This is a genomic window from Parvibaculum sp. MBR-TMA-1.3b-4.2, assembly GCF_053628815.1.
Genome location: NZ_JBRJHC010000001.1, coordinates 2,790,510 through 2,803,377, shown reverse-complemented (window position 1 = coordinate 2,803,377; position 12,868 = coordinate 2,790,510). Strand labels below are relative to the sequence as shown.

Annotated in this window: 10 protein-coding genes; 6 read left to right on the top strand and 4 right to left on the bottom strand. The window is 62.8% G+C overall.

The window, feature by feature from the left end:
* Window positions 1-137 precede the first annotated feature (137 nt).
* The 3 genes from ACSSVQ_RS13425 to ACSSVQ_RS13415 all read right to left on the bottom strand — a co-directional run bounded on the left by ACSSVQ_RS13425 (window position 138) and on the right by ACSSVQ_RS13415 (window position 4,702).
* Entirely contained in the window at window positions 138-2,390 is a 2,253-nt protein-coding gene (locus ACSSVQ_RS13425) for a putative bifunctional diguanylate cyclase/phosphodiesterase (RefSeq protein ID WP_454183812.1), read from the bottom strand.
* A 144-nt stretch (window positions 2,391-2,534) separates the two neighbouring features.
* Entirely contained in the window at window positions 2,535-3,335 is an 801-nt protein-coding gene (locus tag ACSSVQ_RS13420; protein WP_454183810.1) for a DUF1365 domain-containing protein, read from the bottom strand.
* Window positions 3,332-4,702 (bottom strand): NAD(P)/FAD-dependent oxidoreductase, encoded by a 1,371-nt coding sequence (locus ACSSVQ_RS13415; RefSeq protein WP_454183808.1) that lies wholly within the window; start codon window positions 4,700-4,702, stop codon window positions 3,332-3,334. Before ACSSVQ_RS13415 ends, ACSSVQ_RS13420 begins: the two co-directional genes overlap by 4 nt.
* A gap of 310 nt (window positions 4,703-5,012) precedes the next feature.
* On the opposite strand from ACSSVQ_RS13415, the gene ACSSVQ_RS13410 reads away from it, so the two are divergent.
* The gene (locus tag ACSSVQ_RS13410; RefSeq protein ID WP_293328620.1) at window positions 5,013-5,597 is read left to right on the top strand and encodes a sigma-70 family RNA polymerase sigma factor; all 585 of its coding nucleotides are present in this window, start codon (window positions 5,013-5,015) and stop codon (window positions 5,595-5,597) included.
* On the top strand, window positions 5,597-6,286 hold the full coding sequence (locus tag ACSSVQ_RS13405) for a ChrR family anti-sigma-E factor (RefSeq protein WP_293328621.1): 690 nt from the start codon (window positions 5,597-5,599) through the stop codon (window positions 6,284-6,286). The genes ACSSVQ_RS13410 and ACSSVQ_RS13405 overlap by 1 nt, the downstream gene beginning before the upstream one ends.
* 70 nt (window positions 6,287-6,356) lie before the next feature.
* On the opposite strand, the gene ACSSVQ_RS13400 is transcribed toward ACSSVQ_RS13405, so the two are convergent.
* On the bottom strand, window positions 6,357-8,426 hold the full coding sequence (locus tag ACSSVQ_RS13400) for a TonB-dependent receptor (protein WP_454183806.1): 2,070 nt from the start codon (window positions 8,424-8,426) through the stop codon (window positions 6,357-6,359).
* Window positions 8,427-8,571: 145 nt separating this feature from the next.
* On the opposite strand from ACSSVQ_RS13400, the gene ppk2 reads away from it, so the two are divergent.
* From ppk2 to ACSSVQ_RS13380, 4 genes are read left to right on the top strand one after another with little or no spacing between them, the layout of a single operon-like run.
* Entirely contained in the window at window positions 8,572-9,387 is an 816-nt protein-coding gene (gene ppk2 / locus ACSSVQ_RS13395; protein ID WP_454183804.1) for a polyphosphate kinase 2, read from the top strand.
* Window positions 9,384-10,751: an MgtC/SapB family protein gene (locus ACSSVQ_RS13390; RefSeq protein ID WP_454183802.1), complete on the top strand. Its 1,368-nt coding sequence runs from the start codon at window positions 9,384-9,386 to the stop codon at window positions 10,749-10,751. Before ppk2 ends, ACSSVQ_RS13390 begins: the two co-directional genes overlap by 4 nt.
* A complete protein-coding gene (locus tag ACSSVQ_RS13385; RefSeq protein WP_293328624.1) occupies window positions 10,748-11,950 on the top strand; it encodes an MFS transporter in 1,203 nt (400 codons plus the stop codon). Before ACSSVQ_RS13390 ends, ACSSVQ_RS13385 begins: the two co-directional genes overlap by 4 nt.
* Window positions 11,947-12,780, top strand: coding sequence for a 23S rRNA (adenine(2030)-N(6))-methyltransferase RlmJ (locus tag ACSSVQ_RS13380; protein WP_454183800.1), 834 nt, complete (start codon window positions 11,947-11,949; stop codon window positions 12,778-12,780). Before ACSSVQ_RS13385 ends, ACSSVQ_RS13380 begins: the two co-directional genes overlap by 4 nt.
* The last annotated feature ends 88 nt before the right edge of the window (window positions 12,781-12,868 follow it).

The window sequence follows — 12,868 nt, the reverse complement described above, 5'->3', positions numbered from 1 at the left end:
CAAAGCGAATTGCGGCCCGGCGCGTTTGTTGTCGGCGGGGAGTTTAGCGCGGAAGGTCGCGGAATCCACACACCCCGACAATACCGCGCCGGACCTTGCGTCAACCTGTGGGGAAGGACGATTTCGTCGTGAAAGACTCAGGCCGCGCTGCCGCCGACCGAAGGCAGCCGCGCCGCCGCCTGCTCTTCCTGCGTTGACTGCGTATCCCGCGCCACGGGCGAGTTTTGCAGGAAAGCCTCGAATTCGTCGCACGGCATCGGGCGGCCGAGGAAATAGCCCTGGGCCTCGTCGCAGCCAAGCTCTGCAAGGGCATGAAGCTGTTCGGCCGTCTCCACGCCTTCGGCAACGACCTTCACACTTAGCGCATGGGCAAGATCGATGATCACCTTGGGAATGACGCGCCCCTCGCCGAAGGCACTGAGGTCACGCACGAAGCTGCGGTCGATCTTCAAACGCTGCACCGGGAACCGCTTGAGATAAGCGAGCGAGGAATAGCCCGTGCCGAAATCATCGATTCCGATCCCTATCCCGAGACTACGCAGGCGACGTAGCGTGCCGATCACCATATCGACGTCCTGCATCACCATGCTCTCGGTGACTTCCAGCTCGAGATATTGCGGCGAGACGGCATGTTTCACCAGCATGTTGGCGATCATGTCGGTGAGGTCCGGACGACGCAGATCGCCTGCCGACACATTGACGGCCACGGTGACGCGCGCCAGCCCCATATCCTGCCAGTGGCGGATCTGGCGGCAGGCCTCGTTCATCACCCATTTGGTGAGTTCGCCGATAAAGCCGCTCTTCTCGGCGACCGGTATGAAGACATCCGGCGGGATATAGCCGCGCTCGGGATGGCGCCAGCGAACCAGAGCCTCAGCGCCTGCAATCCGCTGCGAAGCGACATCCACCTTGGGCTGATAGAAGAGTTCGAGATCGCCTTGCCGGATAGCCGCGCGCAAATCGCGCTCGATCGAATTACGCTCGATGGCACGCAGGTGGAGCTCGTGACGATAGAGAAGGCTCATCCCGCTGCCTTCCATCTTGGCCCGGGAAAGCGCAAGGTCGGCATTCTTCAGCAGCGTATCCGGATCGCGGCCGTCCTGCGGAAAGAGAGTAATGCCGGCGCTGCAGCTCGGTTGCAGCTCATGCGGCCCGAAGCGAATGGGTGCCCCAACCGCCCGGATGAAACGATAGGAAAGGTCGAGCGCCTCGTCGGCACTGCGAAGCCCCGGCAGGATCAGGCCGAATTCATCGCCGCCGATCCGCGCGATCTTGTCGCCGTCGCGTGTGCAGCCTTTCAGGATATCCGCAGTCCGCTGCAAAAGCCTGTCGCCCGCATCATGTCCGAGCGTGTCGTTGACGTCCTTGAACTTGTCGATATTGAACACCAGAACGCCGACCAGCGAACGATCCTCGCGATGATCCGCGATCGCCTCCGCCATAGACTGTTTGAACCATCCCCGATTGCCGAGCGACGTCAGGCCATCGGTGGACGCAAGCCGCTGCAGCATCTCTTCTTTCGCATCGGAATCGTCAAATGCATCCGACAGGGCGCGCGTAACGACGCTGATTTCATCCTGCATGCCGGTCGCGGGCCGGGGCGGACGTTTTTTATTCCCAACGAACCCGCTCAGCGCCTCGATAGGTGCAACCACCACACGATGCAGAATGAGCGAGATCGTCAGGATAGAAACAATGATGAGAACGAACAGCCAGCTCATCGTCGACATGGCATTGGCAATCTGCGACTGCTCGATCAGACTTATATCGATACTGAAAACCGCAACGCCACTCGCCGCTCCGCCCGGCAACACGACGGGAACCGCGTAATCCTGAATGCCGTTCTGGACCGGTCCCACCGCCTCGACACCACTTGACTGATCGCGGTCGAAATTGCGGCCCGCTTCCACAAATCGTTTGGCAAGAATCTGACGATTGATCGGCTGGTGCCCTTCATAGGCAAGCACCTCGCCCTGCTGCGTCCCGATGGCAACGGCGGCAACGGCGGGCGAGCCCGACACGGCATCCAGGACAGGCGCCAGCGCGCGGAAGGACTGTGTCCGGACAATTGCCTGATCGAGCACGCCCAGCGCGATATCCACATGCGCGCGGGCTTCCATGTTCACATTGTGTCTGAAATTCAAGCCCGTGAAGACAGCCGCGAACAGGATCAGGGCCGCACCGATAAGCGTGACGATGAGAACGACTTTCGTCCGAAGCGTCAGATAGCTTGCACGACTCCAAATACTGAACCGGGAGAACAGCGAGCGCGCACCAACGGGCTGCCCGGAGCTGGTCTGGGCATTCTTCGCGTCTGCATGGCCTCGGCCGGTACCGCTGAGACCCGACGCCCCACTTTCTGTGCGGTCCGGCCCGTCTTCTCTATGCATCGCACCTATTCCCTGGCGCAAAACAGTCCGCCTTCTGCGGGCTTTGCGCACGACATGGGCCAGTTATAGGAAGTCGCTCCTAAGAATAGGTTACGTAGATAAAATTGTTCATATCGGGAGCGCCCCAGAACGGGACACAGGGTTTCAGCGCCGAAATCCGGGGGAAATCACCGTCACAGGGCTCGCTGGCGCGGCTGGACGCGGCCGGAAACGCAGGCCCTTGGCGAGTAGTTTCAATGCTTCCCAGTGAATCCCCGCCACCACCTTGAGCGTCAGCAGAGGATAGCGCAGCAGCATTACGGCAAGACCGGCGGCGGATAGCGGCCTAACCTCGCCGGCGAAACTTGCCGTCAGAAGCACGCCTTCTTCATCGCTTTCACGGATCGTCAGGGAAATCCGCGCACCCGGCTCCACCAGACGAAAATGATATTCCCCGTCAACCGCCATGAAGGGCGAGACGTAGAACGCCTTGTCGCAGCGCTGCTCGATAGGGCTTTCACCGGGCTCAACGGGAAACAGATAGCAATGACGGTCGCCGAACGTGTTGCGGACCTCATAAAGAACCGCAATCAGACGGTCGTTGCCGTCCCGGCAAAACCAGATCGTCAGCGGATTGAACGCATAGCCGAAAATGCGCGGCATGGTGAGAAGTTCGACCCGCCCCCCGCTCACGGATAGCCCTGCGCGTTGCAACTGACCCTCGAGCCACTGCCGCAAGGGACGGCCGTCCCCCCCGCCATGGTCACGATCGTAAAACGACACCGGCGCAAAGCGGTTATGCGCAAATCCGGCAAGACCCCGGTCGAGACCGTCCAGCTCGTCGAGGTCGAGAAGCATATAGAAGACGCCGTAGCGCAGTTCATGACGGCGCGGCCGGAGCCGCCTGTGAAAAACGGATCCCGCATAAAGGCGCGACCACCACCCGCCTGCCGTCTCACCCGTCACGCCGCCACCCCTTCCAGGGGCGCCGCCCGATAGATGCGGGACGACGCGCTTTCCACCTGCCACGGCCGCTGCACGCCGCCAAGTTCCTCTGCCACGGCGAGCCCGGCCTGCAAGCCGTCCTCATGAAATCCCGATCCGAAATAGGCACCGCAAAACCAAGTATTTCGCCGCCCCTGAAGCGACCACAAAGCCTGTTGCGCGGCAATCGCCCCCGCATCGTAGACCGGGTGGTCGTATTCGATACGGGCAATTGCATGCGCCGGCGCGGGATCCCTTGTCGGATTGAGGGTCACAAAAAGCTGCCTCTCCGTGGGAAGCGGCTGAAGCCTGTTCATCCAGTATGTCACACAGACCGGCGCGTCGCCGCCGCCCATATAGTTCCAGCTTGCCCAGACGCGCTTCTGGCGGGGCATGAAAGACGGGTCGCTGTGAAGCCAGGCGATATTGCGCTGGTAAGGCATCGCGCCCAACAGCCGCCTTTCCGTCTCATCGGCATCGCCCAGCATGCCCAGCGCCTCGTCGCTATGGGCGGCCACGACCACCCGGTCGAAGCGCTCGGTACGCCCGTGCACATCCGTGATGACGGCACCGGGGCCCTCACGGACGATCCGTCGAACGCCGCGCCCGGTCTGAACCCGGTCGCCGAGGGGCGTGCAAAGCGCTTTCACATACTCGCGCGACCCGCCCTCCACGGTTCGCCAGACCGGGCGGTCCGTCAGACGCATCAGCCCGTGATTGTCAAAGAACCGCAGAAAGGAAAGCGCGGGAAACTGCTCAACCCGCTCCAGCGGCAGCGACCAGATCGCCGCACACATGGGCAGGAGATGGTCGTCCCTGAGCGCGCGTGAAAATCCTTTTTCCGTCAGGAAAACACCCAGCGGCTTGTGCTCCAGCCCCTCTTCTCCCATCAGCTCCGGCGCGCCGCGATAGAGCCGGACGATGTCCCGGATCATCCGCCACATGCGGGGCCGTACGAGGTTGCGCCGGTCGCCGAAAAGGCCGCCAAGCCCCGACCCGGAATATTCGAACCTGCCCCTGCCTGCCGCCGGCAGTGAGGCGGAAAACGACATGTTGCTCGGACAGGTGGCCACGCCGAGATGCTGAAACAGGGCGGTGAGATTGGGGTAGTTGGCCTCGTTGTAGACGATGAAGCCCGTATCGACCGGGACATCCCCCTCGGGGCAGGGCGCCACCAGCGTGTTCGAATGCCCCCCGGGCCGCTCGCCCTTTTCGAAGACGGTCACGTCATGCGATTTCGAGAGGAGCCAGGCCGCCGAAAGGCCGGATATCCCGCTGCCAACCACGGCGATCCGCAAGGGTTTACCCGAATTCGGGCCGCTGAATGCTTGATCGTCGAATGGCGCCATGAAAGCCCCTGAAATGAATGTCCGGCGGAGGGAAAGCCGTCCGCCTCGGCACTGTCTTGTCCTACGCAACCGGGCCTGTGTCGGATCAATCCACCCGCCGCTTAAAGCCCCTCCGCGCATCCCGCCTGTTGTCATCCTTATGCGAACGCCTAGGATCGTCTTGAAATCAGGTCGAAAAAGACGGCACGCCGGTGATCCAGCCTGAAAGCAGGCCCGTATCTGGACCATGCAGATGATCGCCGCGATAGATACCGGCCGGACCCGGATCGCCCGCCCCGCAAGGCGGACGAGATTGAGGAAGTTGGAGCGAATGGATCGCGAAAACCCGGCATCGCCCTCCTCGGGCGCGAGCGCCGAGGAAATGGCGGGATATATCGCCGCGATCGTGGATCGCGCCGACCGGACGGCTTTTGCGGAACTCTTCGGTTATTACGCACCGCGCGTGAAGTCCTACCTGATGCGCCTCAGGGTCGACGAGAAGCTTGCCGAAGATATCGCGCAAGAGGTGATGCTGACGGTCTGGCGCAAGGCCGCGCAATACGACCCGGCCAAAGCGGCGGTGGGAACCTGGATATTCACCATCGCGCGGAACCGCTTCATCGACCGCGTTCGCCGCGAAAAACGGGCCGACCTCGATCCGGCCGACCCCATGCTGATTCCGGAAGACCCGCCTCAGGCCGATAACGAGGTGATAAGCCGGCAGACCGGCGACAGGGTCCAGGCGGCCCTCAAGGACCTGCCGCCCGATCAGGCGGAAGTCGTCATGCTCTCCTTCATGGAAGGCAAGGCGCATTCGGAAATCGCCGAGCAGTTGGGTATTCCGCTCGGCACGGTGAAATCGAGAATGAGACTGGCATTCGGTCGTTTACGTACGGCTTTGGAGGACTTGCAGTGATGTGCGCGGCAACGGTCGAGCATAACGGGATCACACATCGTCTGGGCGACGAGTGGATCATGGAATACGCAGCCGGCACGCTGAGCGAAGGCGAAGCAGTGCTCGTGGCGTCTCATATGAGCTATCGCCCGGACGCGGCCCGCACCATGGAGGCGGCCGAGGCTATTGGCGGCTCGCTGCTGGAAGGCGAGACGGGCACGGCCATGGCACCGGACGCACTGGCGTCGGTTCTGTCGCGGATCGACGAACCGGCACCCGGCAAACAGCCGGTCAGGCCGGCCCCGCCGCCCGCAACCACCGACCGCGTGCTGCCCGCCCCCTTGCGCGAATGGCTGGGCGTGGATGACGTCGAAGACCTCAACTGGTCGTTCATGGGACCGGGGATGAAGAAAGTCATGCTCTGGCGCGGCCCCGGCGACCAGCGCGTCTGGATGCTCAGGGCAAGGCCGGGGACGGAAATCCCCGTTCACGGTCACCGCGGCACCGAGCTGACCCTTGTCCTCAAAGGCGCCTTCAAGGATCCGCATGGCCGCTTTGCGCGGGGCGATATCGAGGAAAAAAACGAAGCCGACATGCACGGCCTGACCATCGAGGAAGGCGAGGAATGCATCTGCCTTGCTCTGACAGAAGGTCCGATCCGTTTGAAAAGCGTCGCAGCACGCCTGATCCAGCCCTTTATCGGGCTCTGATAGAGGTATCGCCTGCGCGATATTGAGGGGCGGCCCAAAGGGCCGCCCCTTCTTTTAGGTGTCGTGCCGCTCAGAAATCCACGCTCGCCACCAGGCGGAAATTGCGTCCCGGCAAAAGCACGTCGTTCTTCTTGAAGGAAACGTGATTGCGGATATCCGCATCGAGCAGGTTCTGACCGATAACGCTGATTTTCACGCTCGCGCCTCCGGTCATCTGTTCCGGCAATGTGTAACGGAACACGGCGGAGACGTTGGTATATCCGGCGGTTTCCGTCTCATTCGGCCCCAGCTTGTCCTGCTTGAAGGCATGCAGGAAACCGGCCTTCGCCATGAACCTGTCCGCTTCCAGATATACCCCGGCGCCGATACGCATCGGCGGGATGCGCGGTACATTGGTGCCGCCGTCGAACTTCGCCCGCACATAATCGGCCTGCCCCGTTAAGCCATACGTAGCTATATCGGTGCGAAGAAGCGCGACCTTGCCCTCAAGCTCGAAGCCGTAAAAGGTCGCGTCCCGCTGCGCATATCGCACCTGATTCAGTTCGGTGCCGGTACCACCCGTATCGGTACAGCTCGCATAGTCGTCATCGCAAGTTGCCCCCGTCAGCGCCTTGTAAATGAAATCGTCGAAACTGACGTGAAAGAGCGACGCCGCGAAAGAATAGCCGCGCCCCTCGCGCCGTGCGGAAAGTTCCGCCGAATAGGCTGTTTCCTTGTTGAGAGCGGCATCGCCGATCTCGAAGGTTTCCGTCGCCTCATGCGGCCCCTTGGAGAAAAGCTCCGGCGCCTTCGGCGCTCGCTGGGCAGCCTGGAACGTAGCAGAGGTCACCCAGCCGCCATCAAGGTCCCAGACAAGGCCGGCCGACCCGCTCAACGGCGTGAAGTCGCGCGACACGCTGTATTCCGTGATAGTCGCCGTATCGAGAGCCGTCCCCTCGACTTTCACATGCTCCACGCGCCCCGCCATCTGCAAGGACAGCGTGTCGCCAAGCGGCATCTCCTCGAACAGGAAACCCGCGACCGAGTGCGAATTGGTGGGTGCCAGCAACTCACCTCCCTCGCCCGAGGCGGACAGGTCCCGGTGGTGATACTGAACGCCGAATGCGCCCGCGAAAGGACCGACGGAGGCGTGCAGGAACTCCGCGCGGCCCTCCCATTCCTTGTTCTTGAAGGTCGACCCGGTCACACCGCTCAGCGTGATTTCGTCATGCCGGTAGTCGCCATAGCCGCCCGAGAGATTGAGGCCCTTCACCCAGCCGCCGAAAGACAATCCGCTCCGGACCTGAAGCTTGGTCTGGCGCATATCGATATGAACGGGATCGGTGGGGTCTTCCGGTGCCGGGATGCCGTATTCGCTGTCGTAATGCGTAACGCTCGCCCCGGCATAGCCATTGTCGAGCAGAACCGATGCACCGCCTGCCACGCCGGATGTGTCCGTCCATGTGTTGAACTGCTCACCCTGCGGCGTGTCGTAATCACTCGTCTTGCGGCGGAAACCGTCGGCATGCCAGACGAGGTTTCCCGTCGCGGCATTCAGGGCGCCATATGCCTGCTTGCCCTGATCGACACTGTCATAGCTCGCACCGCCATGGACGGTATATCCGCCGTCCGGACGCGCCGAAGGAATACGGTCGTTCAGCACATTGACGACGCCGCCAATCGCTTCCGAGCCATATCGCAATGTTGCGGGCCCACGCACCACTTCGATACTTGTCGCCGATAGCGGATCGATCGGCACGCCATGGTCTTCCGACAATGCGGAGACCCCGCCCGCCGAGATGCCGTTTTCCTGCACACGCACGCGGTTATTGTCCATGCCGCGAATGATGGGACGGCTTGCTCCTGCCGCGAAGGAACTCTGTGTTACGCCCGGTTTCTCGCCGAGAAGCGCGCCCAGCGTGGATGTCCCGGATTCGTCGATATCGATCTGATCGAGACGCAACACCGGCGCCGCCAGTTCGTCCAGACGCACCGGCAAGGGAGAGGCCGTCACGATAATGGGCCCCGATACTGATTCCTTATCGTTTTTCTGAGCCTCCGCCGCCTTTGCCTGTACCCCTACCGCCAGCGGAAGCGCAACCGCCAGCATCGCCGCGGCGCCCCGAGGAAGCGCCGACAGCCTCAATGTTCCGATTTGCATGATCACCCCTTATGCAATGTTATAATATAACGTTTAATTGAGAGAGCGGCGCGGCGCAACCCCGCGGCAACAGGCTCGCTATACCCGTCCCCGTACAGGCGCTATCTTTTGCCCCGGGCAACCAGGTACGAGAGGCACGGGACCGGTGAGCAAGACCAAGGATAAAACCGACAAGGAAGCCGAAGAGGAGCGCCGCCACGGCATGCGCCACGGCGTTTACAAGCACGAGCTGTACGAGTTGCAGGTCGAGCTCGTGAAGCTCCAGAAAGACATCATCGCCAATAACCGCCGCGTGCTGGTTCTCTTCGAGGGACGCGACGCGGCCGGCAAGGACGGGACGATCAAGCGGGTCACCCAGCACTTGTCCCCGCGTGAAACCCGCGTCGTGGCGCTCGGCAAACCGTCGGACCGCGAAACGACGGAATGGTATTTCCAGCGCTACACCGAACACCTGCCCGCCGCCGGCGAAATGGTCCTCTTCAACCGCTCTTGGTACAACCGGGCAGGCGTCGAGCGCGTCATGGGCTTTTGCAGCGATACCGACTACGAGCGTTTCATGGAGCAGGTCCCCTTTTACGAAAACATGCTGATCGGCTCCGGCATCCATTTCATCAAATATTATCTGGATATCTCCAAGAAAGAGCAGAAGGCTCGCATGAAGGAGCGCCGGGAAAATCCGCTCAAACAATGGAAGATATCCCCCATCGACGAGGTCGCGGTAAAACACTGGGACGACTATTCCAAGGCGCGCGACGCCATGCTCACAGGCACGCACTCCGAATGGGCGCCCTGGACGGTGATCGATGCAAACAAGAAGCGTCTTCTGCGCATCAATGTGATCCGCGACCTGTTGAACCGCCTCGACTATGAGGGCAAGAACGGCAAACTCGTCGAGCCGGATCGGGACATCGTGATGCCTTTCGACGAAACGCTGATCGAAGAGGGCAAACTCTCCAAATGAACGACCCCGTGGAAAGCGGTTCCCTGCTGTCCGGCACGTTCACGAATATCGGCGGCGACCTGTTGCTGGCGCCGGAGCGGCTTATCGTCGTACTCGGCCTGGGGTTCTTCGTCGGTCTCGCTTTCGAGGAGTTCTTCAGCCGAAGCCGCCTGAAACCCCCGGGCGGCGTTCGCACCTTTCCCCTGCTCGCCCTTGCCGGCGCGCTGCTCTATGCCCTTGCGCCCGAAACGCTCATCCCCTTTCTGGTCGGCCTCGGCGTGCTCGGCCTGTGGCTTGCCGTTTTCTACTGGCAAAGGCTGGAGACGCATCGCGCGGAACCCGATATCGAACCCGCGCCCGGCGCGCGCATCGATGGCGGCATCATGGCGCCGCTCTGCAACCTCATCGTTTTCCTGCTCGGGCCCATCGCACTCTCGCAGCCGCTCTGGGTCGCCGTCAGCATCGCCGTGACGGTCGTCCTTCTGACCGGTGCGCGCGAGCGGCTGCATGCCTTCGCTGCCGGCGTCGGACGAACAGAGCTCACCACGCTCGGCAAGTTCCTGATTATCATAGGAATTATACTGCCGCTGGTGCCGAACGAGCCGGTGACGGCGCTCACGCCGATCACGCCTTACGAAGTGTGGCTCGCGGTGGTGGCGGTGAGCACGCTCTCCTATGCGAGCTATCTGCTGCAGCGCTATTTCGCCCCGAAAGCGGGCGCGATGTACTCCGCCGCGCTGGGCGGGCTCTATTCCTCCACCGCAACGACCGTCGTGCTGTCGCGCCAGCTGGCGCAGGAAACCCCGCCCCAGGCGAGCGCCGAGGCGGGCATCGTGCTCGCAACGTCGATCATGTTCGTCCGGATTCTGGTGGTGGTCGCCGTCTTCAACGGCGCGCTGGCGCTAACGCTGATGCCTGCGCTCCTTACCCTCTGCGCGGCCGGGCTCGGCCTGACGGGGCTCATCTATCTGCGCGGCAAAGCCCGGAAAACACGAGGGGAATCCGCGCCCTACCAATCCTCGAACCCGCTGGAAGTCTCCGCCGCGCTGACCTTTGCGGTGCTCTTCGTGGCGCTGTCGGTGGCGGTGGCCTGGGGGCGGCAGCAATTCGGCGAGAGCGGCATCTTCGCCGTCGCCGCCATTGCCGGTGTGACCGATGTCGATCCCTTCGTCCTCAGCCTCGCCCAAAGCGCGAAAACGGCCTCGCCGATGGCGCTCACCGCGGCCGCCATCCTCGTCGCGGCGGCCTCGAACAATTTTCTGAAAGCGGGCTACACGATTGTTTTTGCGGGAAAAAAGAACGGCCTCCTGCCCGCCGCCGCGCTCTTCCTCCTGTCGCTCGGCACCGTCGCCGCCGCCCTTATCCTCGCCGGGATCGGGCTGTGACCAAGCCTTCCCGCTCGGCACTCCCGGCCGGTGTCTGGGCGCTCGGCTTAGTCAGCCTGTTCATGGATATGTCGTCGGAACTTGTCCACGCGCTGCTGCCCATCTTCCTGACCACCACGCTCGGAGCCTCCATGCTGTCGGTCGGCCTCATCGAGGGCATCGCCGAGGCGACAGCGGCCATGACGAAAGTGGTGTCGGGCACGCTCAGCGACTGGCTCGGCCGCCGCAAACGCCTCGCCGTCATCGGCTACGGCCTTGCCGCGCTTTCCAAGCCCTTCTTTCCACTGGCGGACTCGATTGCGACCGTGCTGACGGCACGCATTGCCGACCGGATCGGCAAGGGGATACGCGGCGCGCCGCGCGACGCGCTGATTGCCGACATCACCGCTCCCGAACAACGCGGCGAAGCTTATGGCCTCCGGCAATCGCTCGACACGGCGGGTGCGGTGCTGGGGCCGCTCATCGGCATCGCGCTGATGACGCTGCTGAACGACAATATACGCCTCACCTTCTGGTTCGCCGTGCTGCCCGCGCTCGCCGCCGTGACCATTCTCGTGCTCTTCGTGCACGAACCGGAGCCGAAGGTCGACGACGCGCCCGCAAAGAGCGGCGCACCGCGCATTCGCTGGGCCGACGTCGCAACCATGGGCACCGCCTATTGGGGCATCGTCGCCATTGGCGGCGTACTGACGCTGGCGCGCTTTTCCGAAGCCTTCCTTGTATTGCGCGCCGAAACCGCTGGGCTCGGCATCGCTTTCGTGCCGCTGGTGCTGGTGATGATGAGCGCCGTCTATACGCTCTCGGCTTACCCCGCAGGCCTGCTGGCCGACCGGCTGGACAAAACGCGCCTGCTGGCGCTCGGCTTCGTCGCACTTATCGCGGCGGATCTTGTGCTGGCGCATGCGAACGAACCGGTCATGCTCTTTACAGGCGTCGGGCTCTGGGGCCTTCATATGGGTCTGACACAGGGGCTCCTCTCCACGCTGGTAGCCGACAGCGCGCCGAAAGCGCTGCGCGGCACGGCTTTCGGCATTTTTAATTTTGTCAGCGGCATCGTGCTGCTGGCCGCGAGCCTCATTGCCGGGTATCTGTGGGAAGATTACGGTCCCGCCTCGACATTCTATGCGGGCGCCATCATCACCATGGTCGGCCTTGCCGGGCTGGTTCTGTTGCCGCGACGAAACACTGCGAAGAAATGAATTACCGCCACGCCTTTCATGCCGGCAATTTCGCCGATGTGATGAAACATGCGCTGCTGACGCTGTCGATCAACCAGTTGAAAAAGAAGGAAAAACCCTTCTTCCTGCTCGACACGCATGCTGGCAGCGGCATGACGGATCTCTCCGGCGAGGAAGCGCAGAAAACCGGCGAATACCGGCAAGGGATCGCGCGGCTTCTCGACACGCAGGACGATATCCCCGCATCGCTTGCGCCCTATCTCGACGCCGTGCGCGCGCTGAGCGGCGAGCCGCTCCAACGCTATCCGGGCTCGCCCGCGCTTGCCGCCTACCTTGCTCGTGTCGAGGATCGGCTAGCTTTTGTCGAGATTGAGCATGCGCCGGGGCGAGATTGCGCAGAGCTCTTCAAACGCGACCCGCGCGTGAAGGTGCATGAGATGGACGGCTACCAGGCGATGAGGGCGATGCTGCCGCCGAAGGAGCGGCGCGGACTTATCCTCGTCGACCCGCCCTTCGAGGACCGCGCCGAATTCGCCGCGCTGGAAAAAGCACTCGCCGGCGCGCATCGCCGATGGGCGACGGGCACGATCCTCGTCTGGTACCCGGTGAAGGACCCGAGCGTGAGCGGCGAGTTCCTGGAACGGATGGCGGCGAGCGGCATCCCCAAACAGCTCGCCCTCGAACTCCATGTGGCCGCGCCCGACGGCAAGCGGATGACGGGATCGGGCATCCTCGCGGTGAACCCGCCCTACCCGCTGGTGAACGAGGGCGAGGCGCTGCTCGGCTGGCTGGCGGAAAAACTCGCGCAAGGCCCCGGCGCGCGGGCGCGCGTGGAATGGCTGACCGAGTAAACCTCCCATGACCCGGCAAACCTCCCGGCCCCCCCACGCGGACTGACTTCGAACGCTGTTCTGGTCATTCGGTTGGCGCTCCACCCCC